Source organism: Microcoleus sp. K4-B3, from assembly GCF_036704615.1.
GTDB lineage: Bacteria > Cyanobacteriota > Cyanobacteriia > Cyanobacteriales > Microcoleaceae > Microcoleus.
Genome location: NZ_JAUBSF010000042.1, coordinates 25,405 through 50,900 on the forward strand (window position 1 = coordinate 25,405; position 25,496 = coordinate 50,900).

Genomic DNA, 25,496 nt, shown 5'->3' on the forward strand with positions numbered 1-25,496 from the left:
TAATTTTATCAATTTCTATGCTTGGTTTAGTTGTTGTTACGCTACTCCCCTTATAATGATATCGACCACTCTAATGCTAACATAATTATATTAATAATAATAAAAATAACCAGAATTTTGTAATTTCTATTTATTCTTGCTAACAACTCTTCTGATTCCTCTTGTATTTTGAAACTTCTATTTATTCTTGCTGACGACTCTTCTAATTGCTCTTCTAATTGCTCTTGTTGTTGCTCGCAATTTTTTTGGATTTCTTTTGCGCTCTGATATAAAGCTTTAACCTCCTCAAATTTTTCCCTTATTTCTGGTAATTTAGCCTTGTCCCATTGGCGGACAAAAGGCACTAAATAATCGTGAACAAGTTGGTAGCGTTTCGGAGTTCCCGGCACTTCTAATACCAATCCCGATTTAACGATCATCTCTAAAACTAAATCTAATTCTACTAACTCTATTCGTGAATTTGCTGCTAATTCAGCAAAATTTTTCTGAGGACGAGTTTCCTTTTCATCCGTCAGTAAATATAAGACAACTTTGGCAATATCTTTATTCTCCTTACCACAATCTGCGATAACTTCATCTAAAAACTCCTTAACCAGTTTGACCTTAGCCTGACTGCCAAGTTGTTGATATTCACTCAGTCGAGTAATCTGCCTTTTTTCCAGTTGCATTCCCACGATTTGCAGTTCGATCGGCCGTACTTCTCCCACTTCACCTGCTAAATCTGCTACCAGTGCGTTTGCCAAATCATCGTCCAAGTAAAATTGAGATCCTTTTGTTAATGTTTGAACAATAGCTTTGGCATCTGAAATTGAGAAATTTCCCAAGTAATAGCAGATTTTTTTCGTGAGAATGTCGTTATCAATAATTGATAAATTGGTGGCGCGATTGAACTCTAACAAGTAGAAAAGATAATCTTCCCGCAGCGACAGGATAATTTTGAGGTCGCTAATCTGATTTAAACATTCAGCCAGAAAATCATATAACTCTCGCCTACCAATTGGATCTCGATAAGCAAAGAAAAATTCCTCAAACTGGTCAAAGATTAATACAGTTAATAAATTACGGTCTTGATTCAGTTGCAACTGTTTTAAAATAGCTGTTGGGGTGTCGATCGCCCCTGGCAACTTCACAGCTTTTAATTGTTCAATTCCTGCTTTCAAAGACTCACCGCAATCCCTCACCCAATCATGATATGATTGCAATAAAATAGGCAATATGTCCCGCGCTTCAAAAGTTGTCAGTTGCAGTGCAGGAACTAACCATGCCTGAATTATCGAACTTTTTCCTACCCCAGATTGTCCGTGAACGATCGTCAGCTTGCAAGCAGGTGTACCTATCCGTTTACTTATCTCTTTAATATCGCGCGATCGCCCGGAAGCTGCTTCAATTTCCTCAACAATTTCAGCTTTTGACTTACCGGATTCTAAACCGATGTCAATTATTCGTTGCGGCGACTGCAAGCGGCTGGCACCGATAAAAGCTTGCAACCCATATTTGCTTTTAACTGCTTGTTGTTCGAGTTTAATGTAAAAGGCTTTTAAATATTCGCCTTGCTCAAAATAGAGAGTTCTCAACTCTTCTAAAATCCTCAGATAAAGCTGCACGTCATCTTGAGGCTGTGTAATTTCTTTAGCTACTTCTAAGTTGTTAACTGCCTGCGACTGTTGAGTGAGATTTCGCTGCGCTTTTGCCAAAAGTAGCAGATACAAACCCGTCTCTTTTTTATTGATTCCTGCTTGTTGCAAAACCGACAATGCTAACTTAGTCGATTGGCAAGCTTTTTCCCACTGAGATTGTTGCAGCGCCACCTCAGCCAAAAAGCCGTAATCTTCAGCTACTTGACTCGAAGTGCCGTAAATTTTGTGAATTTCTAAGGCTTTTTCAGCTATAATTTCCAACTCTTCCCAAGCTTGTAAAAGTCGCAGCACTTCCCCAAGTTCGCTAATACATTTCGCAGCAAAATCATGTCGCTGTGCTTGCTCAAAACTATCCAGAGATTGCTGTAAATACTTTCTAGCTTCTTGCCAATAACCTTGATTTCCTGCCCGGTGCAATTCAGCTTTGCGGTTGTAAGCTTGAGCAACTTTATGGCAGACAATTCCTTGTCTTTCTAAGTGGCAATTTTGCTGCCAAAATGTCAAACTTTGCTGATAATGTTCGAGTGCTGAATCTATTTGATTTTTCTTAACTTCAACTAAACCCCGAATAAATTGCCAACTAGCTTGCAATTCCTCGTTTAATGCTGCATTTAGCAGATCATTTTCCAGCGACTCAATTTCACAGTCATCTAATTTGAAATTATCAACATCAGCAAAAGCTTGACTTGCTTGTTGTTGCAACAAATTCATCAAATCATCGGGCGGCATGGTAAACTGAATTGGAGGAGGAGCCCAAGACTTCAGATCGTTAGCCGATCGACTAAATTTATCCAGTACAGCATCCATCACCCATAATATCAACGGAAAAGCAAAATCTTGCTTGAATTGGTCTCGCGCTCTATTAGCCCCAGCTAGCAGGTCATCAATAGCAACCACCGATTCTATACCAACAACTATCAAAGCTTTCGGCGGTTGCTCTTGGACGGCATTGAGAATGGTTTGATAAAGTGTTTTAGTCGCAGGTTCGAGGACTAATTCTTGATATTCAACAGTCGAGCGATCGCGCAGCTTTTGTAGCATTGCAGAACGCAAGCTAGCATAATTGCAGCGCACTATGGTTAAAGAAAACTTTCCTTGAAAGCGGGCGATCGTCCTTACTAAAGTAGAGAGCGATCGCTCATTTTCGGCTACAATATCTTCGGCGGGATTTGAGTTTACCATAATTTCAATAATTTTGCTGCTGCCACAGCTTAAATTTGTCAGTTTCCATCAACAGCGGATTCAACGCAAACCAATTTCCTTGAGGGTCTACATATTCAAAAACCCACAGGTTTCGCAGCAAATCTTGGTATTCTTTATCTCCATTTATGCTTTGTTCTTTCACCACCTTAAACAGTAATTCCCACTCATCATTATCAATGCCATTCCTCAGAGTGTCGCGGGAACTGCGAATCACTGATTTCAACACATTTTGCGAAATGGGAGGGTCATCTTGCTGCAAGCAACCAAACAGCATCCCCATCAAGTTTCGCAGATGACCTCCGCTGACTCGGCACAATTCATCTAAAGTTTCAGGACTGTCAAAAACTTCGGCAATTAATCTGATATGTTCCTCGGTTGGCACATCGGGAAAAGCCCGCGACATCACCATGCGCCGCAGCAAATTCATCCCCTCAACAAATTCGCTGCCGTCTCTATTCTTTACTGGTACCATCGGCAAAACTTTCGGGTCAACTCCGCCCCCCAAGCGATTTTTCAAAATCTCGCTTTCATTGCCAAAAATCAATCCCAGCGGCAGGGTATAAACTAAATGGCAATTCAGTTGTCGCAACTGATCGCCCCGGTCAATAAAAATATATTCTGGCAACAGTCGCCCCGCTGCATTGGGTCGAGAAACTATCCTGTCTAAGTTGTCAACTATCACCACCAATCCTTTTTTACCCCGCTGCTTTAGCAGATTAATTGCTACATCAATAATTTCTTTATTAATCAGTTCTAACATTTTATTAGCTTGCGGTTCCATGTACTGTCTCAATTTAGATCGCAAGTCGGGATCACTTTTGGTTTTGGCAGTAATTTTGGCGATGCCTAAAGGCAGAGAGACTTCCAGATTTCCGTCTGTATTGCCCTTATATTTGCTGCCAAAAAGTTCTCCTTCAGCTTCTAAGGTCACAGGGGTTTGTAAAAAATTCCAACTATTTTTTAAGAATTCTTTAAAACCCTGGGGCTGCAAGGAAATTTTTCCCTCTTCCAAGCTTTGGGTGACTCGCCGTGCGATCGCTAACATGATATCTGTCAAATCGAGATCCATTTCATCGAGGTCTTGTGTTGACTCGAAGTAAACTACATGAAATCCCTCATCTGTCAACTCTTTTTCCAGTCGCGACAATTCAGTAGACTTGCCACAACCAATATGTCCGGTAAACAATTGGCAAGTCGGTTTATCTCGTGCCAGACGGGTAATTGTCCGTTTGAGTATGTTAATAACTTTTCCGCCGCGCACCTCCGCAAAATCAATGTAGTAGCGCTGATCTTCGGCATTGCCCAACACCAGGGAGTGACTAGGGTTGCAGGCGTCGCAGAATCGATCGAAATCTAGGTTCATAAAATTTTCTAAATTAGTTTTTGTAGTTATTGTAGGGTGGGTCAGGGCTAAATGTTTTTACCAGAGACTAAAAATTTTTGCCGCTAAGTACCCTACGGTTAGTTAGCTGACCACCCATACGTCGAAGACTATTAGTGTGAACCTGGATGCTGTTTCCAATATTGGTAGGCCGCATAGGCTAAGGTGACAGCGCCGGTCACAATGGAGGCTTCATCGACCTCAAATTGCGGGTGATGGAGGGGATAGTTCGGTTTGTCAGTCAGTCCCACTCCTAAGCGAAACATGGTTCCCGGTGCGTGTTCTAAGTACATGGAAAAATCTTCCGCGCCGAGGGATGGTTCTGGTAAAATTTGGACGCGCGATCGACCTAAAGCTTCTAAAGCCGCAGTTTCGACTAATTGCGTGAGTTTTGGGTCGTTTTGGACTCCGGGTACTCCGCGCTTGTAGGTGAGTTCGTACTTAGCGCCGTAAGTCGCGCAGACGCTAGAAACAATTTGTTCGATCCAAGCCGGCAGTTTTTCGTGGGTTTCTGGATGGAGCGATCGCACGGTTCCCAGTAATTTTACTCGATCGGCAATCACGTTCGGCGCTCGTCCGCCGTTAATTTGCCCGATCGTCAAAACCAGTGGCCTCAAAGGATTTTGCGTGCGGCTAATTGCCTGCTGCAAAGTGGTAATTATCTGAGAAGCAATCCAAATTGCGTCGATCGCCTCGTGGGGACGCGCACCGTGGCCGGATTCGCCCATCACAATCAATTCTATGTCATCTGCCGCCGCCGTCAGTGCCCCGTGGCGGATACCGACGCAACCGCCGGGAATCGTCGGAAAAACGTGCACTCCGAGGATGCCGTCAACATCTTGCATCGCCCCGTCTTTAATCATCCATTGAGCACCTTGGGCAATCTCTTCCGCCGGCTGAAACAAGAAGCGGACGTGACCGGGCAATTTTTCCCCTAGCTGAGACAATATCATGGCTGCGCCCAAACCGACGGTGGTGTGGATGTCGTGGCCGCAGGCGTGCATGACTCCCTCGTTGCGGGAGGCAAATTCTAAGTTAGTGCGTTCTTGAATCGGCAAAGCGTCCATATCGGTGCGAATTGCCAGCCAGCGGGACTCGCTGCTGTTGCCTTTGAGTTCGCCGAGCACTCCTGTTTTGCCGATTCCTTCGATCGCCCGGACTCCGCTGGAAGCGAGAACTCCGGCTACGTAGGCGGCGGTTTGATATTCTTGGCCGCTGAGTTCGGGGTGGGAGTGGATGTGGCGGCGAATTTCGATTAAGCGGGGTGCTAGGGTGGCGGCTAATTCTTTGATGCGGGGAAGCATGAATTTAGTTGGGGAGTGCGTTAATTAACTAGGGTAACGCAGATGCTTGGGGTTGAACCCGCATCAAGCACCATTCTCAAGAACAGGCAGGATGCCTGTTCCACAAGAATATTTTTTTTAGAGATCTGGATTGTCCTCTTCATAAACCATTAAATCCCCCGGTTGACAGTTCAGTGCTTTGCACAAAGCGCTGAGAGTTGCTTCGTCAATTCTGGTGAGTCGGCGGCGGGTTTTGATTTTAGACACAGAAGTGGGGTGCATCCCAATTAAAGCAGCCAATTCTTTATTGCTGATATTGCGATCGGCCATCACAACTGCCAATTTCCAACGGATCACTGCTGATGCTCAACTGCTAGCCATAACTTTGCAAGCTGATGTTACCATTCTGCAACCTTGACTCTCCCTTAAGTTGTCGCTGCGACCATTTATTTTGTCGCAACGATTGACAAACGGCAGCGATTGAACTAGACTGAGGATGTACAAACGGAAAAGCGATCGCCCCTGGCCTGGAAAACTTGAGGGCGATCGCAATTCCACTATTCGTGTAATTCAAAGTCTATGATATCACAGCCAAAATCAGTTCCCGAACTACTCCGGGAAGAAATTCCTGATGTACCTCAAGGTAAGCAACCGATTCGTTTGCTGTTGTGTGGCGTTCCCAAAGCGGTAGACAGTATCGTTAATCTGTTGCACGTTTTAGGTTTTGCAGAAGTTGGGGAATGGAGCCCGCCTCTACCATCGCCGATAGCGGGTGAGGTAATTCGGATTTTAACCCGTTACTGGAAAGAGTAATGTTTGAGGGCGATCGCATGAATTGAAAAAGTGCGATCGTCCTTTTTTCATCCAAAATCAGTCTTGTTCGTTGCTGTCGCTTTTCTGTTGCTGCGATCGATCTTCGCTTTGAATTCTCCCCTCAGATTTAGCCTCATCTACTGCTTCTTGAATTAATGTCAACACCATATTCGAGACCGGCCGATAATGCGATTTTGCTAACCGCTCTAGGTCTGCTTTAAGTTCTTCTGGAAGATATACAACTATTCTGGGGAGTTTTGCTGGCAAGGCTGTTATTTGTGCTTTTACTGCCCTATTGTACCTTACTGCGTCACCGTCCAAAACAAAGTACACGGCAGGACACGCAGGCAGTTGAGAGCAATCGCGCGCAGTGGTAGTTGATAGTTTAATGGTCTTTCGATTCATTAAACTTGCCTTCCTTCTGCGCTCTTTCGAGTCCTTCTTCCACCAAAAGTAATGCCATTTGGGAAATCGAACGACGCTCAATACTCGCCAGTTTTTCTAACTTCTCCTTGATTTCGGGTGGCGGGTAAAAGGCAACTCTAGGAGATTTTGCAGGACTCACATTGTTTGGGGGTAGCGTGTTCACCATGTCATTTTAGCTGACTGCAAATTTTTTAGAAAAGTTTTAAGCCAAGGTAGCACACCACAATCTAGTTTATGCTATAGTAATCTAAACACCCAAAAACCAAACCCCCACCGCTCAGACTCACGATCGTTCGGTGGGGGCTTGAACTCCCATATTTAGGAGGAAACTCTATGATATCACCGCCAAAGTCAGTTCCCGAACTACTCCGGGAAGAAATTCCTGACGTACCTCAAGGTAAACAACCAATTCGTTTGCTGTTGTGTGGCGTTCCCAAAGCGGTAGACAGCATCGTGCATCTGTTGCACGTTTTAGGTTTTGCAGAAGTTGGGGAATGGAGCCCGCCTCTACCATCGCCTCTAGCGGGTGAGGTAATTCGGATTTTAACCCGTTACTCGAAAGAGTAATCTTTGAGGGCGATCGCATGAATTGAAAAAGTGCGATCGTCCATTAACTCACTTCCAAAAGTTGCCTCAAAAACTCAATAAAATTTGCCAAAGCAGGAACCTGCTGTTGCGTCTGTTCGCTGACCCAATTATTATCAGCAATACTTGCTGTATTAGTTTTGCCGGGTTTGAGAACGCTGACAACAGTAGCAACTAAAACTTTTTGTTGATCGAAATTTTTCCATTTTAAAGCTTTTATATCTGATTGTGAGAACTCATTTAGATATGAACTAGCTTTCTCCATGTACGCGGGATAAGCTATCTGTCCGCACTCGCACAGTAAAGTATCTAAAACACCTTGCTGCTGATTGTCTGGCAAAACATATATTCCTGTACGCGGGCTATTAGTATTTACAACACCAGGGTTAACTGGAAAATTAGGAAAATAACTGCGGAACTTGTTAGAATATGTTGCGACAATGCGATCGGGAGTTGATTTGTCACAATCGGCAACTATCCCGAATGCTGCCAAGTTTGTTTGATACTCAGAATTAGCAGACAAAATGTCATCTAAATTAGTCACAATATTGCTTCCTTCGCCTTCATAAATTGCTACCGATAGGCTCTCTGTGAAGAGAATAGAAGGCATATTAAGACGTTTGTACAAGCTTCCTTGTTTGGGATACTTAGGAATAAATTTGTGCCAGAATTTATCGAATTTACTCTCCAATTCTTTTGACATATCCAATCTTGTCAACTTATCCAATTTATCCCACTCTTCCCGAAAATCTTTAAAACCCAAAAGCTTGAGAACCTTGCCGACAAAAGCCTGATCGTGCGGGCCTTCTACTCCAATAATGGCATATCTCACACGCGAACCTCCAGACCTAAATCCTCCCGCAATCTGTGCAGTCTTCCCCGTTCAAGTCTGATGGCTGTAGTTTGTGACTCCTTTTTTTCCAAACGATAAAGAACTAAATCTGTCTCGGAATTGCTAGCCTCCAACATCGCATCAATTGCTTCTAAACTGTGGGTGGTTGCAAATAACTGCACGTCTAATCGCTGACACCAATCCACAATCCAAGCAAAGGAACTGCCAAGTGCGACCGTATGAATTGCTGTTTCTATCTCGTCAATTAATAAAACGCCACCCTCCACTTTTACCAGTGTTAAAGCAATGAACAGCAAACGTCGCACTCCATCACCAAAAGCACTAAGCGGCGAAATACCTACACGTTTGTGATCGATGTAGAGGCTGGGACGTTTGCCAGTTTGCGACAAAATTACTAAATCAGTAATTTCTGAATCCATCTGTTGAAGTAATTTTATTACTTCGGGCTTAATACCCAACAAAATAACTTCTGACAGCAAGCTAATTTGTAACTGTTCTATTCGGTGAGAAAACGGTGTTACTGTATCAATTGGTAGTACCGCCGTCGAGCGATTTTTTCTATTAACAAAACGCTGATTTTCCCAAATTTCAAAACTTAGTGATAATTCATTTGGGCTAAAAGTTGTTGTTACTTTGAGTTCTAACTCAGCACCTCGGAGAATATTGTTAAATTCTATTTCCTCAATTTCTAGTTGAGATTCTGAGCTATTTTCTGCCTCGCCTAACTCCGAAACTCCTTCAAACTCTCGGTAAATTGCTCTCAATTCTGTTACAGGAAAATCGCCCGTACTTGAAACATAAGTTTCTCCTTCGTAGACATGGATATGAGAGACTTCACTGTTTTGAGGAAACAGCCATCTAAGAGCATCTAGCTGGGGCTTACGGGAAGATTTAATCTCTCGCCGCCACGATGTGTTCAGCCATTCCAGCGGATCTAAGGGGCGACAATAGGTTGATATCGCCTCTAAAACGCTGGTTTTACCTGAGTTATTCCCACCAACCAATATGTTGATTTGACCCAAGTCCTGCAAGGTTAAATCTCGCAGGCCTCGGAACCGATGAATGGTTAAATTGTCAAGGTGTTTCATAATTATGATTTGGGCTTATGACTTGGGCGTATAAGTCGATCGCACTTGCAACTCCTTCATCTGCTTCTCATCCACATCAGACGGCGCATTCGCCAATAAACAGCACGCTTGCTGCGTCTTGGGAAATGCAAGGACATCTATGATAATTATAGTGTTTTTAGTCTAAAGAAGTGCCATGTAATTATGGCATTAACTAAATCTCTCAATAAACATATCGGGAGTAACAATTTCGACTCCTTGAAAAGGAGTTAATACCAATAAATCCAAATCACCCGTAACAATTACATTGGCATTACCACTAACAGCTAACTCTAAAAACTTATTATTTTTTTCATCTCGACAAACAGTGATTTTTTCTGTAATAGAAACTAATTGAGATGAACTGATAAATTTTAGTAAGAATAACTGCCGATCTTCCAAAGAAAGATACTTGTTAAACTTTTTACGATTCAAAACTTGCTCTAATTCATTTAAAGTCGTTTCAGAATATAAAATTATTCCTTGTGTTTCTGCCAACTCAATCGCCCGAAATGGGACTGAGGTTTTAAACAGTAAAGCACTGATTAAAACATTCGTATCAATGACAAATCTATTCGTCATTATTATCTGCTAAAAGGTCTTGTAAAATTTCAGGCGTTAAGCCTCGCTGCATAGCCCGATCGGAAATTTCTGCCATCACCTGCGTTAATGTTTTATTGTGTAAATTTTGTCTAAAAAACAATTGAATAATCGAACTTAACTCTTGCTGAGTCTTAGGACTAGCTTCTTCAAAAGCTGTCTTAATAGTTTCATCAACTTGAATCGTAATTATTGCCATAGCCGTTAAAAAAAGTGTTAATACGAAAACGTTTTTTTTTTCTAACTCTATTTTATCACACATCTTGCACCATTCTCAAGAACAGGCAAGATGCCTGTTCCACAACAGATGAATTTTATTGTGGGGTGGGCTTCTAGCCCGCCCTGAAAGGATGATTGAGAATGGTCAAGATATTTTACATACTTATGACTTAGGCGTATAAGTCGATCGCACTTGCAACTCCTTCAACTGCTTCTCATCCACCCCAGCCGGCGCATTCGTCAGCAAACAACCCGCCTGCTGCGTCTTCGGAAACGCAATCACATCGCGAATCGATTCCTCACCAGCCAACAGCATCACCAACCGATCCAAACCGTAAGCAATGCCTCCGTGGGGCGGAGTTCCATACTCAAACGCATCCAACAAAAAGCCGAATTTGTTGTAAGCTTCCTCAGTCGATAAGCCGATCGCCTCAAACACCTTTTCCTGAACTTCCCGCTGATAAATCCGCAGAGAACCACCGCCCACTTCTGTGCCGTTTAACACCAAGTCGTAAGCTTGAGCTCTCGCAGTTTTCAAATCGTTAATATCGTCGGGATGCGGCGCAGTAAACGGGTGATGCAATGCTTCCAAACGCTTCTCGTCAGCGTTCCATTCAAACATCGGGAAATCTGTCACCCACAGCAGATTCATCTTGTCTTTGTCAATCAATCCCAATTCGTTACCGACAAACAAACGCAATCTATCTAAAGTCTTATTGACAGTTGTGGCGTCGGCTGCTGCAAATAACAACAAATGACCTGGTTGCGCGCCAGTGCGATCGAGCAATTCCTGTTTTTGTGCTTCCGTCAAATTATCCTTAATAGCGCCGATCGTATCAATTTCGCCGTTATCCCGCACGCGGATGTAAGCCAATCCCTTAGCCCCGGCTTCGCTGGCTTCCTTAAACAAATCGCCGCCCGGTTTAATCCGCACGTTAGAAATCGCATCATTCCCGCCCGGAATCGGCAAAACTTTCACAATTCCGCCCGCAGCAACAGCCCCGGAAAATACTTTAAATCCCGAATCTTTCATCAAATCGGAAACATCGACTAATTCCATACCGAAGCGAGTGTCTGGTTTGTCGCTACCGTAGCGATCCATTGCTTCAGCGTAAGTCAAGCGCGGAAAAGGACGAGGCAATTCTACGCCTTTGACACTTTGGAAAATCTGGGAGACTAAACCTTCGTTTAATTCGAGAACTTCTTCTAAAGACATGAAACTCATTTCCATGTCTAATTGTGTGAATTCCGGCTGTCTGTCGGCGCGCAAATCTTCATCGCGAAAACAGCGGGCAATTTGATAATATCTGTCCAAACCCGAAACCATTAACAATTGTTTGAACAACTGCGGCGACTGCGGCAAAGCGTACCATTCGCCCAAATTGACGCGGCTGGGCACTAAATAATCTCTCGCACCTTCAGGAGTCGATCGCGTTAAAATCGGTGTTTCAACTTCAATAAAACCTCCCACATCTTCCAGGTGGCGGCGCATAGCTTTGACAACTTGGTGGCGAAGCTGCAAATTGCGACTCATACGATCGCGCCGCAAGTCCAAATAGCGATATTTCAGCCGCAAATCTTCCCGCACGCTTTCAGTCTCCGCAGTCGCCACCTGAAACGGTAACTGTTTGCGAACCGCATTTAACAACTCAATTTCGTCAGCGTAAATTTCTACTTCACCCGTAGGCAATTTCGGGTTGAGGGAATCTTCGGGGCGGTTGGTGACTCGCCCAGTAATTTTAACCACGTATTCGCTGCGTAAAGCCTCAGCCCCGTGATAGGAATCGGGGGTGCGTTCAGGATCGCTGACAACTTGCACAATACCCGATCGATCGCGCACATCCAGAAAAATCACCCCGCCATGATCGCGGCGGCGATCCACCCAGCCGTAAAGGGTGACAGTCTCTCCGATGTGTTTGCTTCGCAGTTCGCCGCAGTAGTAACTTCTCATAATTGGGGGTTGTGGACTAAAAATAAAGCTTTTTAATTATGCAGTATGCCTGAAACTTCTGCTGAATGCAAATGCAGCCACGATCGCCATTAGCTTTGGAATTAATTCCAAAGCTAACTACCCTAACAACCCGCTGGGAGTTCCCAACCCCCGGCTGGTCCTTCTAGGAATCCCCGCGATCGCTGTGAGACTTGTCAAAAAACGCCGTCAGCGCGTTCCATGCAGACTTAGCTGCATCCGTCAAGCGAGTGCCGATCGACTCAATTTCCCTCACAATAACGTGCCAATTCTTTTCAGCTTCCGTGTGAATGTGGTCAACAGCTTGTTCGATGCGATCGCGTTCGATCAATTTATTTTGTTCCACTGCTTCTCGCGCTTGTCGCACTGCTTTCAAATAAGCTTCGCGACTGACTTCCCCGGCATCTTGCACCTGCGCTTGCGCCCGCGTTTTAATCGCATCCACCACCAGCCAATTTTTCTCAGATTCTTTTTTAATTAGCCTGACTGCTTCTGTGACTCTCTCGTGGGCGAGATCCTTATTTTGTTCGATCGCCCCGGAGGCCTTATTCACAGCTTTTAAATAAGCTTCGCGGGTGAGTTCGCCCGCTGCTTGCACTTCGGCGGTGGCGCGTTTTTTAATTGCTTCAAACAGCGCCGCAGTTTCTGCGATCGCCTCATCAGTCGCGTCGGGCATCTCTTTTTTGACGATCTCCGTCGTTTCGAGAGTTGCCTCTAAAATTGGTTCCTCGGTTACTTTTGGATCTGTCATATCAATCTTCTCCTGTGGTAGTAAACATTTTGAAAAAATCTCACAGTCCCTGGATGCAGACTTTGTAGGTGTAGCGCCAGAAGGAATTGTGGTCTTTTATACAGACTTTGTACGTGTAGCGCCAGAAGGAATTCTGGCATTTAATAAGAACTAGGCAATTCTTGTTCCAGCTTTATCAACTTTTGTATCTGCGCTTACCTAGTTGGAATGACCTCAGTTCTATTACATTATATCTACCAAAGTTGCTCTCGTGTGTAGGATACCGCCAACTTGCAGGTACGGTTTAGCGCACTTAAATTTGTGATAAGTCTCTATACCTAAAAAAACACACACTAATAAACTTGGTTTCTCAACACCACAAAACGGGCAAATTTAATACTTTCAATTTTTTAACTGCAAATCTTCGCTCTCGTCCGTATATAACAAGTGATGACATCTTTGAGCGTGCAGTAAAGATTGAGGAAATTCGTACTGAGATAAGAGGATATCTTCTAACGCAACTTTCATTTGATTGGCGCAGATATGTGGAGGCACTTTGCCCGTGCCCGTACCCATGCCGGGAATAGCGATAGTTTCAATGATATGTTTGACTGGCGTTCCATCTGGGACTGTGCCAAATTTTACGAGAGTCAAAATAGCGCGGGTTGCTAGATAAACATTTACTGTTTCTCTTAAAACTGTGGGAACTCGCATGATAGGGGCAGCTATTAAGTAGGGAATTTCAGCATGATCGGTGTCTACAATTTCTGCCATTCCTACTAAGAGTTCGCCGTGATGGCGACTTTGAATTAGTTTTTGCAGGCGTTCTTGAACCTGACCTCCAAAATATTCCGAAATTTCTAAATCTAAGCCGTCGTCCATGAAACCAAAACTATTCCCCGGACTAACAATAGCATCGCATTTCACATCAAATATTGAACTTTGATGTATCTTTACATTTTCCATACTGCCGCAAGTGCTTTCCCACGCTCTAACTAAACCATCGTCTAAGGTAGCCAGCACAATTTGCATAAATACTCTCTCTTAATTTTAATTGCGAACAGCTAGAGCGATCGCCAATTTAATCCTACAATACTTTACATAAGTCCGCTGAATCTAAAATTCATCTCAATATCAAGTAGTAAATATTTAATAGCTGTATGCTGCAAGACCCGAATCTGCGCCATCCGATCGCAATTAGTTTAGGTGCCGTTGCCGGCGCTTTGAGCCGCTATTATATCACCTTGTGGTTTGCCAATCGTTTCGGTACGGCTTTTCCCTACGGAACTTTTTTTATTAACATCACTGGTTGCTTGGCTATGGGATTTTTTATTACCCTCGCTTTTGAACGAGTGCCGACTATTCCGTCGGAAGTGCGGTTAATGGTAGCAACGGGCTTTTTGGGTGCTTATACTACTTTTTCAACTTACGGTTTAGAGACGAATGTCTTGTGGCGCGATCGATCTTACAGCATCGCCGCTTCTTACTGGGCTGGCAGTGCCATACTAGGAGTAATTGCAGTTCAGTTAGGCATCATTTTAGCACGAATTGGTAAATAGATAACATCGCTTTGTGCAAATAATACCAGTTAAAAAAAAGAATGCAATTGTAGGCAAACTCCCCATCCCTACAGCATCAGTCTGTCGATTGTATATCGAGGTTGTGGACAATAGCGACAAGATCTTTTGATCGCACCCTGAACCTAATACAAGTAGGGCTTTTAAATGGGTTGCCACCCTGTCAGGTTTAAGTGTAATGATATTTACTGCATGGTGTTTTCCGGCGGAGGGGCTAAAGTCTTCAAGCTGTTTCCCTATCTTGTTTTCAGTTTACTCTTTATCAGTTAATCTCACCTTTAACAAATAATGCTTCTTGGGATCCGATATCGCTGCTTTCAAAAGAACTGTTAACGATTTAAACAGCGTTTGGTGCGTTTATGCTCGTACATGAGTTTGTCAGCCTTTGCTACCAATTGTTCTAATAAAAATTCATTATTTAAATCCCCTGACTGCACGCCAAGACTTATTGATATATAAGCTCGCTCGGACTGTTGATTAAAGCGATCTATAGTTTCTTGCAGTCGCATATAAAAATTATTAGATGAATTACCAGAAAAAGTAGAAATAAATAAAGCAAATTCATCTCCTCCCAGTCGAGCCACAATATCCGCATCACGAAAGGTTTGCTTCAATATTTGAGCTGCATCAACGATTACTCTGTCTCCCATTTCGTGTCCGAAAGTGTCGTTAATCTTTTTCAAACCATCTAAGTCAGCGAACAGAATAAAATAGGATGTTTGCGTGCGTCGAGCAATTTTTAGTTGTTGCTCAGCTAGTAAAAAGAAGCCCCGTCGGTTATATAATCCAGTTAATTCATCGGTCACGGATAGCTGCCTTATTTCTGCTTCTGCCCTCAGACGTTCCTGAATTTCGTGTTCTAAACGTTGATTTTGTTCGATCAGTTGTTGGCGTTGCTGTTGGATGAGTAATTGAGTTTTTACTCGCATCAGCACTTCCTGCTCTTGAAAGGGTTTGGTAATATAGTCTACCCCACCCAGTTCAAAGGCTCGTACCTTGTTTTCCAGTTGTTCGAGCGCACTGATAAAAATAATCGGTATCTGAGCACTCGCTTCCGATGCTTTTAACTTTTGGCAGACTTCGTACCCATTCATCTCCGGCATATTGATGTCAAGTAAAATCAGAGTCGGTGGGTCGCGATGAACACCTTGGAGTGCCATTCTGCCGTTGAGGGCTTTACGCACAATATAGCCCTGTGACTCTAGAATTTTGGCTAACAAGCGCAGATTGTCGGGCGTATCATCCACGATGAGAATATTCGTTTGGGCCGCAAGTTTCAAGAGAGTTGTCATGGTCTTGTTCCTAAATCTGGGTCAGAGTTGCGATCGCTTCAAGCTGAAAGTTATCGACCAGAGATGTCATCGCCTCGATGAAATCTTGTTTCTCCTTGGGAATTTGAGCGATAAGTTCATAAAGCTTATTATCACTAAGATCGAGTGCTGCTTCATGAACTTCTGCAATCCACTTGGTTGGCATCGTTTTCAAGTCTGGAGTAAATATCTTTGGTGGCGAAGCTGATGACTCTGGCGGAACTTTTTCGGCGTAGCAGTAGCGGACACCCAAATGATGAGCTATTTTGTCGAAAAGTGTGGCTTCAGTAAACGGCTTGGCAATGTAGTCATCGCAACCGGCTTCCAGGCTGGCGGTGCGATCGTCTTCAAAAGCATAGGCAGTTAGGGCAATGATGCGTGTCATTTGTCTGTTGTCATGTGACATTTGCTGTGAGTTGTCTGCTGACGATCCATCACTCATAACTAATGACTGTTGCGATCGAATCTGTCTCGTCGCTTCATAACCATCCATGACAGGCATTTGAATGTCCATCAAAATCAGGTCAGGGTGCCATGTTTGCCAACGATCGATCGCCTCTACCCCATTTTCCACCGCACACACATCAAACCCAAATGACTCCAGCAGTGTCATCAGCAGTTGCCGATTTTCTGGAACGTCTTCTACTACTAGAATTCGGTAGATAGGTTGCCCAGGTGCGAGCCCGATCATCCGATCGCTCGTTTCAGGTTCCTCTAAATCAACGGACTCTGGTAGTTCCAAAACGACTTGGCAGCTAAAAGTCGAGCCTCGATTCAGGGTGCTTCGCACGGTGATATCGCCTCCCATCAGACGCGCAAACTCACGACTGATAGACAGTCCTAAACCTGTTCCTCGATCGTGACGATCGCGATTGCTTTGCCTGAAGGCGTCAAAAATTGATTCTAAATCTGAGGGAGAAATGCCAGATCCGGTATCCTCAACTTCGAGACACAGGGTAATAGTTGGTTTAACATCGGGTGGATTAGTGGGGCGATCGCGATTTGTAGCGGATGGCATATCATCTGATGAAAAAGCTCGTCCGCGCAGGACTATGCTTCCTGTTGTTGTAAATTTGATCGCATTCCCAAGCAGATTAATCAAAATTTGGCGAAGTTTTGCTTGATCGCCACAGACATAACGCGGGACAGTAGCATCCCACTCGCTGCTCAAATGTAACCCTTTCTCAGACGCTTTGAGGGTGAACATCTCGTTAATAGAACCCAGCAGTCGATGCAGATTAAAACAGCTTGTACTCAGTACCAATTGCCCTGCTTCAATCCTAGACATTTGCAAAACATCGTCGATCAATGTCAGCAGGTGTTCTCCACTACGGGTAATGATCCCTAAATGCTCTTGAAATTCGTCTGGGATATAGGGGCTGCGGTTCATAAGCTGGGTAAATCCCAGAATGGCGTTGAGTGGCGTTCTGAGCTCGTGGCTCATGTTGGCAAGGAACTGGGTTTTGGCACGGTTGGCTATTGCTGCCCTTTCTGCAGCGTGTTCTAGGGCAGCTTGCGAAAATTCTAACACCGCCAGCATGAGGATATGTCTCATTTCGGCGGCAGCTTCTAACTCTGCAATCTGCCACGGATAAGACATCTCCCGCACTGTCTCTTGCCACAGTTCAAAGGACTTGCGGGGACACAGGTGCATTTTTCCAATTTCGTCGATCGACACAGCATCCTGTGGATTACCTGCCCAGTTTATGGTTTGAATTTGTTCGGGTCGGAACCAAAGGATGTGGTATGACTTTTGTGTGGCGTAGCATAGCAAGATTGAGATTGCTAAAACACCGCTAGCTCGATCTTTGAATTGCTTCGCTTGGGGATACAACTGAGACAAAGAAGCTGTTGCAAACACTCGTTCTTTGTTCTGTTGCAGCAACCACTGCACGAGTTCGTCAACCTCAGCTTCAGATGGTGTTTTACCCACCAATGTCAGACGACCATCGAGCAGAATTGCAGATCCCTGAGCATGAACTAAATCTAGCAATTGAGAAGCATTTTCTGTCAATACCTGTTGGATAAAATTAGAATCTCGCCGGAATGCCTGCTGAAGTTGATCCTGAATAGTTTTCGCCTGCGATCGGTAAACGTTCAATTCTCTATCTTGCTGATGCACCAGTTCGATCGAGGCAAATTGTCCTAAAAATTCACAGGTTTTGCGAGTTTCGTAATCTACCAATCGCGGGCTGTAATGGTGACAGGAAATTAATCCCCAGAGGCGGCGATCGTCAATTAACGAAATCGTCAGTGTCCCAGCAACTCCCATATTCTGCAAATATTCAATGTGGTAGGGAGATACTCCCCTTAACACACAAGCACTGAGATCCTGGGGTGTATTGGTTAGGGGATGGTTGGTGGGAATTAGGCGGGCCGGGGTGTAATTGATATTGGGAATTTGGCGCACCCAATTGCTGTAAAACAATTTGCGGGCGGGTACGGGAATATCGATCGCCGGGTAATGCAATCCCAGGTAGCTTTCGAGATAGCTTTCTTTCTCTTCAGCAATCACCACCCCATGGTCATCGGCTTCAAAGCGATAGACCATCACGCGATCGAACCCGGTGATGGCTTTTACTTCTCTAGCAATGGTTTGAGCTAAATCAGAAATACCGATCGCACTGCGAAAGTTGAGGATAACTGTTTGCAGACGCTGATAAAAATTGATTGAATGATTATTTTCAATAGTCAATTGGGGTTCGATCTCCAGAATAAACTCATCTGGTAGCTGATGCAGTGTGCTTCTAACTGTTTGATTTTTGCCGTCTTTTAGAGGTATTTTTAGATCAAAACTCTTATGAATGTTGAGTTGTTCTTGATTTAGATACCTGACAATTTCTTGTACTTGATCGTGACCCAATAAGCCTGGCAATGGCTGACCTAGCAATTCTTCGGCATAAATGCCAAAAAACTGTTCTACATTTTCGCTAGCTTGTAAAATATTGAGGCTGTTTCGTTGCATCAATAAAACGATTCCGTGGGGCTGAATATGACCGGGAGCATACACGGATTCTTCACTGCATTCCTCTAAACTTGTTAAATTGAAAGAAGTGATTTGGGATAACTTTCTAATTTTATGAGTCATTTTAGAGCAATTATTTTCAATAAAAGTTCAGGAGATTTTGTTCAAGAATTACCAATAACTAGATTGTATTCTTGTTAGCTGTTCCTAATTCCCTAGTCCCAATCAAACGTTTAACTGCACAACAGCTTATAAATCCAATGGAGGAATTCCACTTGGGAAATTACCTTGAATTACATTAATGATTTTCTCAAATTGATACTGGTTGGCGAGTTCCGTCAGATGAGTACCGAATTGAGCGAGTTCTGAGGAAAGTTGAGCTACCAGTTCAACGATCGCAACATCATCCCCACATAAAGCAGCATCTTCCAACTCAACCACCCATTCTTTTGGTAATGTCGCCAGAAGCGTTGGATCGAGGGAATCTGGAACCCCAGGGGCAACAGAACAGAGGTAAGAAGGAAAACAATCTGTTCCCCGTTCCCCCTTTTCTGTTTCCTCTTCCTCATATACATACTCTAAACCTAGGTATTCTGCCATCTTAAAAAATATGGTCTGTTCCCGGAAGGGTTTGCTGATATAGTCGTTGCAGCCAGCAGCGAAGGCGAGGGCGCGATCGCTCTGGGAAGCCTGGGCCGTAAGTGCAATAATGATACTGTTCTGCTCGCCTTCCATTGCCCGAATTTGCTTGGTAGCTTCGTATCCATCTAACACCGGCATCCGAATGTCCATCCAGCTTAGGTCGGGTTGCCATTCTTGCCAAATCTGCACCGCTTGCTGTCCGTTGGTAGCTTCTTTTACCTCTAATCCTAATTGTGTCAGTAATCTGACCATTAGCAAGCGATTTTGTTCTTGATCGTCAACCACCAAAATGCGATGATGCCGTTGACCGGGAGCCAGCCCAATCACGAGGCGATTATTCTCTTCGGGTGTAACATTAACTCCACTGATTGGGCTGACGGGAAGGGTGAAGGTGAAGGTACTCCCCTGTCTCAGAGTGCTGCTGACAGAAATTTCTCCGCCCATGAGTTCCAACAATTTGCGGCTAATGGTTAGACCTAGCCCAGTACCGCCGGTCGATCGCTTCCCTGCTTGGGCTTGCACAAACGCATCGAAGATGGTATCGAGTTCGACCGATGCAATCCCTAAACCTGTGTCAGCCACTACAAACTGGAGAATCGGCCGAGTTGTGGTTAATGCCCCTGTACCGCAAGCCTTAATGCTGAGGTGCAAAGTAATGCTTCCCCGATCGGTAAATTTGATGGCATTACTCAGCAGATTGAGCAAAACCTGGCGCAGTTTTTGAGCATCGGCAAGCATAAATTGAGGAACTTCTGGCGCAATCTCGAAACAAAGGTCAAGTCCTTTAGAACTTGCTCGTTCCGCCAACATATTTCGGAGGGAATGCAGCAGCGCAATTAAGTCAAACCCGCTGTCTTCAACTGTGCAGTGTCCCGATTCAATTTTCGAGAGATCCAACACATCGTTAATCAAACTCAAGAGGTGATCGCCACTGCGACGAATTGTTTGCAGGTCTTCTTTTTGGTTGGGAGTTAGGGAGGGGTCATGGGCCATCACCTGGGCAAATCCTAGAATCACGTTGAGGGGAGTGCGTAATTCATGGCTCATATTGGCGAGAAAGGTACTTTTTGCCAAGTTCGCTGCTTCTGCGGCTTCCATTGCGTGCTGCAATGCGAGTTCTTTTTGTTTGCGATCGCTAATATCTTGCCCAATGCCCAAAAAATGCCCGCTAGAAAGCCGCACGTTTGCCCAAGATGTCTCTAATTGCTGTCCGGTGGCGGTCAGTGTTTTCATATCTTGCCACTTGCCGGTTGCTGATAGCATATGTTCTAAGACCTTTTGGCAATAAACCGGGTCAGGATAACACTCAGCTAAGATATTTCTTTGCTGCCAATCTTCTAGCGACCAACCTAAAATGTTTTCAAATTCCGGGTTGAGCAATTCCATTTGACCTTCGGCGTTAAATAAAGCAATCATTACTGGAATATGATCGACGATTGTTTGAAACATCTCTTTTTGATAGCGCAGAGCTTCCTCTGCCTGTTGTCGAGCCGTGATATCTCGCAGAAAGGTAGTAAATATAATTTCACCGTTGATCTCGATCTTGGAAATTGAAGCCTCTGCCGGAAACTCTGTACCATCTTTGCGCCGTCCTAAAATGGCTCCTCGCTCTGACATGGGCTTTGGATAGCCTGCATTGTGGGTATACTCACTGATCTGATGATGGTGAGCATCGGCAAGGCGCGAGGCCATCAACATCGCCAGGGGTTTCCCTAAAACTTCCTCAGCCGCGTAACCAAAAATTCGTTCTGCTCCTTTGTTAAACAGAGTAATTTGCTGATTGGTATGGATAGAAATGATGGCATCGCTGGCAATCTCTAAAATCCCAGCAAATCGCGCTTGAGAGATTTGTAAGTCAATTTCAGCTTGTTTGCGTTCGCTAATATCCCGGCAGATACAGAAGTTCATCATCTCACCTTCTAATTCCACCCGGTTCCAGCTAATTTCCACGTCATACTCCGAACCATCCTTACGCCGATGTCGCGTCTCAAACAGCGGAATAACCTCCTCTCTCTGGAGCATAACTTGTAGTTCTTCCCTCGTCCATTCAGCATCCCAATCAAACACACTCAGATTCAGGGTTTCTTCTAGGGTGTAGCCCAGCATTTTAGCAAAACTGGGGCTAGCTTGGACAACTTTTCCGACCCAATCCATGACAACAACACCGTCCATTGAAGTGTTAAAGAAGGTTTTACTCCGCAGGAGTTCCTGTTCTAGTGCAAGTTCGGCTTTTTTGCGATCGCTAATATCTTTCATGAAGCAGTAATGCCCCAAAAATTGATGCTGTTCGTCGTAAGTTGAAATCATCACCACTTGTTTGTAAAAAACCGAACCATCTTTACGAACCCCTTTCGTTTCAACTTCAACTCTGCCCTCTTGCACCATCAGCCAATAAGCTGCAACCAATTTTTCCAACTCATCGGGAGCGACGGTCTTTTCCCAGAACATCCCCATCATTTCTTCTGGCTGATAGCCTGTCATGTCAGCATAAGCTTTATTGACATATAGGTAACGCCCTTGTACATCCAGTTTGGAAATGCCGGACACCGCATTTTTCATCACCTCACTCATTTCTCTAAGCTCTGCTTCTGCGTGTTTGCGATCGGTGATATCTTCTGAAAAACAAAGTAGGTACTGGGACTGATGCTGCTGGTCGTAAATGGGAATCTTCACAGTATGTAGCCAACGTTTGCCCAGACTACGACTATCAATGAGTTCTTCAGCAATATCCTCAATCTTACCTTTTTCAAAAACTTCTCTATCCTTTTGGTCAAAAAAGATAGCCTGTTCTATTGGGAAAAAATCATAGCCACATTTGCCGATCGCTTGTTCGGCTGAGATGCCAAATAACCGTTCGCTGGTTTTATTCCAAAACTGAAATACGCCCAATCGTTTAGGATCTGCGTCCTTAACAAAAATTGCAATCGGTAGATGATCCAGCAGTGCTTGTAAGAAGTTGCGAGTTTTTTGGATTTCCAGCTCAACTTTTTTGCGCTTGCTAATATCAATAAACGTAACTACAACTTGTGTAATTTGACCGTTTTTATCTAACTCCGGGTAGGCATTAACTAATACCCAAACACAACTATCAATTTCTTTTTTAATTCCTAAAACATAATTCTTGAGGGAACTTCCAGTGGATAAAACCTGATTTACCGGATATTCCTCTAGGGGCATAACGCTGCCATCTTCCCGCACAAAATGCCAGGCCGGAGAGATCGCGGTTTTTCCCAGCATTTGATCCATTGAAAGCCCTAGTAATTCACCGGCTTTTTCATTACATAATTGAATGCTGGTATCTGTCGCATGAATCACAAAACCCGCATTTAAGTTATCGATCAATTGCCGATATCTGGTTTCGCTTACCTGTAAAGCAACTTCAGCTTGCTTGCGCTCCGTAATGTCGGTGTGAGAGCCAGCCATCCGAATTACATTACCTGCATCATCCCAAAGTGCCTGACCGCGATCGAACATCCATTTGTAGGAACCATCTTTGCAGCGAATGCGATGTTCTGTGATATAGAAAGGAGTTTTCTTGGCAAAATGGTCTTGAATGGCTTGCATCACCCATCCCAAATCATCGGGATGTATCAGATTAGCCCATTCGTCTACAAGGTTTTGGATTTCGTGGTCTTCATAGCCCAGGATTTCCTTCGAGCGACTAGACAAGAATATCTCGTTGGTTTGAACATTCCAATCCCAAATGCCGTCACTACTCCCGCGTACAGAAAGTTCCCAGCGTTCTTCACTTTGACGTAGTGCTGCTTCTGCTTGTTTGCGGTCAGCAATATTCCGGGAAATCTTTGAGGCTCCAATTATATTCCCTGTTTCGTCTTTAATGGGGGAGACACTCATCGAGACATCGATTAATGTTCCATCTTTCCTTAGCCTCTTTGTATCGTAGTGTTCGATGCGTTCTCCTCGCTGGATTTTGGTGAGAATTTCGTTTTCCTCATCTCGATAGTCTGCGGGAATCAGTTTTGTCCCTGATTGCCCTACTATTTCGCCGGCTGTATAGCCAAAAATTGTTTCTGCTCCTACATTCCAACTTGTAATTACACCCTCTAAATCTTTGCTGATAATGGCATCTTCCGAAGACTCAACGATCGCAGCTAGTCGGGCGATCGCAATTTCTGCCTGTTGTCGCTGGTGAATTTCCCATTCCAACTGGCGATTTGCTTTTTTGAATTGATGGACTTCGCGATAACTAACTTGTGCGAGATACACGACTAACATAAGCAGCCAAACTAAAACTAAGCCACCAGTTAACACAACTCTAGACCCCAAGATTTTGACATTTTCTACTAAGGCTAAAGTTGGATAAACATCTATTCGCCAGTCTACACTATAGGCTTTCACTACAACTGTTTTTGGCTGTGAATAGTGATATGAAGGCTCTTGACCGTAGATCAAATTTGTGCCAGCATAGATAGCCACTTTGTACCCGGGTGGCACTTTTACAAGACTGTCAAATAGAGTTTGAAACTGAAAAAATCCGACAATAAACCCATCAAACCGCTCCCCTACAAATAAAGGAAGACTTGCTAGAAATCCTTGACCCCCTTGAACGAGTGAAATATTGCTACTTAACGTAGGTTCACGCAAATCACGAGCCACTTGCAAAGTGATTTTGCGACGCAGTTCCCGATTAAAATCTAGGTTTTGCGCTGCCTCATTTCCAGCCAGTGGCACAACCGATCGCACTTTAAATGATGGATCGACTAATTCGATCGCTTGATAACCGTAGAAATCCTTTACATAAGCATCAGCATCGGCTTCCCAAAGAGCCTTTGGCGTACCGCCATTGGCTTGCCAGCGATTGGCCATTTGCCGAAGTGTCAGCACTCGAATTGATAATCCTTCGTTCAGTTGTGACTGAATCGCATTGGCTTCCTGCTGAATTAACTGCTCAATGTGAATTTGTCTGTTGATGGTTAGCTGTTGCCACGTAAGTAAAACAGCAAGAGAAGCCAGCACCCCAAGCAGAAGAGGTAGCCATCTTTTAAATCGTGTTTGGCATAAGGTTATAATCAGGTTGAGTCTAGTTATAGCCATAAATTAAGCGATTTATTAATAGATTTGTATTCAAATTTTTGGCGAAAATTGTGTAATTACATAATGCAAATGAGTAAACTTTTAAGCGTTAAAACCCGTTCGTGATCGGACAATCTCTAAACAAACTTTATCAGCCATAAATAGAACTTTTAAATTCTACCTATCAAGAATGTTGTTCCTTAATCCCTAGCTCTCTCACTAAATTCAGAAAGAGCGATGAGCTACATCTGTTCAGATTGTAAATAGGCATTGTTTGCCAACATTGGCGACAAAACCAGTAGATTTGATGTTGGTGAACGTGACGGAGCATTTGATTCGAGCAGCAGGGGCAGTGTGTCATAAAGATCTATTTTTTAACTAAGGGGTATTTAACTCTTGTTGCAAAGTGCTGTAAACAGGGTAGAAGCACTAATAACAAAACCCTAGAGAAAACAAATAAAGATTTGGTAAAGAATACAAAATGCTTAAGGAAAAGATACAAGTTTAAACATTCTGTAATAATATTAAGAGCGCAGAGAATTTTTATCCCACAATCCGCACCTTGTTAGCCACGTTGTAATGTCACATCTGTTGTTTGAGAATTGTACACTATTGAGATGCAACTTTTGAAGGCCATTCCTACATAAAAGGGTTTTCCTGTTCCGTGATTTGAGCTGAGAGTCTAAATCCCAGCCCAACACCTTTGCAGTTTGAACAGAAAGCATAGCGATATCGAGGGGATTTGCTCTCACTGCTGGCAGGTGATATTGTTGGAAGCAGCTTTGCTGTAAATCACCCCATCTCGCTGGGTAAGCTACAGTGTAAGCTCATCTAATTTAGTATAAATTGTACTTGACAAAAAGCCGCGAATAGGGTCTATATCTATGCACTGAACTCAAACCTATAATCAAGTTTGAATCTTAACAAAGTCAATCAAGTTGAAACGGAGTCAAAGACAATGACAAAGGGTTTTGCACCTATATTGAAACTCGCTGTAAAATCTCAAGCCAAAACAGCCGAAAAACGACAATTAACACCTCTGAGCGAAATCCAAGCCAATTTATTGAATTATGTAGCAGAGCTCCGCGACCCCAGAGTTCAAAGAACCCAAAAACACTTATTAAAAGATATTTTAGTAATCTCTATTTTAGCCGTCATTGGCG

At 43.8% G+C, this 25,496-nt stretch carries 21 protein-coding genes; 4 read left to right on the plus strand and 17 right to left on the minus strand.

The features are described from left to right. Positions 1–50: 50 nt before the first annotated feature. The 5 genes from QUA78_RS18220 to QUA78_RS18240 all read right to left on the minus strand — a co-directional run bounded on the left by QUA78_RS18220 (position 51) and on the right by QUA78_RS18240 (position 6,078). Positions 51–2,819: an nSTAND1 domain-containing NTPase gene (locus tag QUA78_RS18220; RefSeq protein WP_333303006.1), complete on the minus strand. Its 2,769-nt coding sequence runs from the start codon at positions 2,817–2,819 to the stop codon at positions 51–53. Between the two features lie 4 nt (positions 2,820–2,823). After that, entirely contained in the window at positions 2,824–4,203 is a 1,380-nt protein-coding gene (locus QUA78_RS18225) for a P-loop NTPase fold protein (RefSeq protein ID WP_333303004.1), read from the minus strand. Positions 4,204–4,334: 131 nt separating this feature from the next. Beyond that, complete coding sequence (locus tag QUA78_RS18230; protein WP_333398950.1) at positions 4,335–5,525, minus strand: M20 family metallopeptidase; 1,191 nt, start codon at positions 5,523–5,525, stop codon at positions 4,335–4,337. 117 nt (positions 5,526–5,642) lie between these two features. After that, positions 5,643–5,861 carry a helix-turn-helix transcriptional regulator gene (locus tag QUA78_RS18235; protein WP_333304073.1) on the minus strand — a complete coding sequence of 73 codons (219 nt, stop codon included), beginning with the start codon at positions 5,859–5,861 and terminating at the stop codon, positions 5,643–5,645. A gap of 16 nt (positions 5,862–5,877) precedes the next feature. Beyond that, positions 5,878–6,078: a hypothetical protein gene (locus QUA78_RS18240; protein ID WP_333304074.1), complete on the minus strand. Its 201-nt coding sequence runs from the start codon at positions 6,076–6,078 to the stop codon at positions 5,878–5,880. A 5-nt stretch (positions 6,079–6,083) separates the two neighbouring features. Between QUA78_RS18240 and QUA78_RS18245 the strand changes: the two genes are divergently transcribed. Then, positions 6,084–6,317, plus strand: coding sequence for a hypothetical protein (locus tag QUA78_RS18245; protein WP_190663608.1), 234 nt, complete (start codon positions 6,084–6,086; stop codon positions 6,315–6,317). A 57-nt stretch (positions 6,318–6,374) separates the two neighbouring features. On the opposite strand, the gene QUA78_RS18250 is transcribed toward QUA78_RS18245, so the two are convergent. Together QUA78_RS18250 and QUA78_RS18255 are read right to left on the minus strand one after the other, a co-directional pair. Further along, entirely contained in the window at positions 6,375–6,584 is a 210-nt protein-coding gene (locus QUA78_RS18250; protein ID WP_333398951.1) for a ribbon-helix-helix domain-containing protein, read from the minus strand. A 118-nt stretch (positions 6,585–6,702) separates the two neighbouring features. Next, complete coding sequence (locus QUA78_RS18255) at positions 6,703–6,909, minus strand: ribbon-helix-helix domain-containing protein (RefSeq protein WP_333304076.1); 207 nt, start codon at positions 6,907–6,909, stop codon at positions 6,703–6,705. 167 nt (positions 6,910–7,076) lie between these two features. On the opposite strand from QUA78_RS18255, the gene QUA78_RS18260 reads away from it, so the two are divergent. Continuing rightward, the gene (locus QUA78_RS18260) at positions 7,077–7,310 is read left to right on the plus strand and encodes a hypothetical protein (protein ID WP_333304077.1); all 234 of its coding nucleotides are present in this window, start codon (positions 7,077–7,079) and stop codon (positions 7,308–7,310) included. A gap of 43 nt (positions 7,311–7,353) precedes the next feature. On the opposite strand, the gene QUA78_RS18265 is transcribed toward QUA78_RS18260, so the two are convergent. The 7 genes from QUA78_RS18265 to QUA78_RS18295 form a co-directional block, all read right to left on the minus strand. Beyond that, positions 7,354–8,160: a DUF3226 domain-containing protein gene (locus tag QUA78_RS18265; protein WP_333304078.1), complete on the minus strand. Its 807-nt coding sequence runs from the start codon at positions 8,158–8,160 to the stop codon at positions 7,354–7,356. Next, entirely contained in the window at positions 8,157–9,269 is a 1,113-nt protein-coding gene (locus QUA78_RS18270) for an AAA family ATPase (protein ID WP_333304079.1), read from the minus strand. Before QUA78_RS18270 ends, QUA78_RS18265 begins: the two co-directional genes overlap by 4 nt. A gap of 189 nt (positions 9,270–9,458) precedes the next feature. Beyond that, complete coding sequence (locus QUA78_RS18275; RefSeq protein ID WP_333304080.1) at positions 9,459–9,869, minus strand: putative toxin-antitoxin system toxin component, PIN family; 411 nt, start codon at positions 9,867–9,869, stop codon at positions 9,459–9,461. Further along, positions 9,859–10,149 carry a hypothetical protein gene (locus QUA78_RS18280; protein ID WP_333304081.1) on the minus strand — a complete coding sequence of 97 codons (291 nt, stop codon included), beginning with the start codon at positions 10,147–10,149 and terminating at the stop codon, positions 9,859–9,861. Before QUA78_RS18280 ends, QUA78_RS18275 begins: the two co-directional genes overlap by 11 nt. 120 nt (positions 10,150–10,269) lie before the next feature. After that, a complete protein-coding gene (gene aspS / locus QUA78_RS18285; protein ID WP_333304082.1) occupies positions 10,270–12,057 on the minus strand; it encodes an aspartate--tRNA ligase in 1,788 nt (595 codons plus the stop codon). Positions 12,058–12,220: 163 nt separating this feature from the next. Further along, the gene (locus QUA78_RS18290) at positions 12,221–12,826 is read right to left on the minus strand and encodes a hypothetical protein (protein ID WP_333304083.1); all 606 of its coding nucleotides are present in this window, start codon (positions 12,824–12,826) and stop codon (positions 12,221–12,223) included. A gap of 381 nt (positions 12,827–13,207) precedes the next feature. After that, entirely contained in the window at positions 13,208–13,837 is a 630-nt protein-coding gene (locus QUA78_RS18295; RefSeq protein ID WP_333304084.1) for a macro domain-containing protein, read from the minus strand. A 128-nt stretch (positions 13,838–13,965) separates the two neighbouring features. On the opposite strand from QUA78_RS18295, the gene crcB reads away from it, so the two are divergent. Then, complete coding sequence (crcB, locus tag QUA78_RS18300; protein WP_333304085.1) at positions 13,966–14,364, plus strand: fluoride efflux transporter CrcB; 399 nt, start codon at positions 13,966–13,968, stop codon at positions 14,362–14,364. Positions 14,365–14,711: 347 nt separating this feature from the next. On the opposite strand, the gene QUA78_RS18305 is transcribed toward crcB, so the two are convergent. From QUA78_RS18305 to QUA78_RS18315, 3 genes are all read right to left on the minus strand, one after another. Next, on the minus strand, positions 14,712–15,674 hold the full coding sequence (locus QUA78_RS18305) for a diguanylate cyclase (RefSeq protein ID WP_333304086.1): 963 nt from the start codon (positions 15,672–15,674) through the stop codon (positions 14,712–14,714). A 10-nt stretch (positions 15,675–15,684) separates the two neighbouring features. After that, positions 15,685–18,780, minus strand: coding sequence for a response regulator (locus QUA78_RS18310; RefSeq protein WP_333304087.1), 3,096 nt, complete (start codon positions 18,778–18,780; stop codon positions 15,685–15,687). 126 nt (positions 18,781–18,906) lie between these two features. Next, positions 18,907–24,276: a PAS domain S-box protein gene (locus tag QUA78_RS18315; protein ID WP_333398952.1), complete on the minus strand. Its 5,370-nt coding sequence runs from the start codon at positions 24,274–24,276 to the stop codon at positions 18,907–18,909. Positions 24,277–25,291: 1,015 nt separating this feature from the next. Between QUA78_RS18315 and QUA78_RS18320 the strand changes: the two genes are divergently transcribed. Then, positions 25,292–25,496: transposase family protein (locus tag QUA78_RS18320; RefSeq protein WP_333398953.1), on the plus strand; the 205-nt coding region annotated here is incomplete at its 3' end.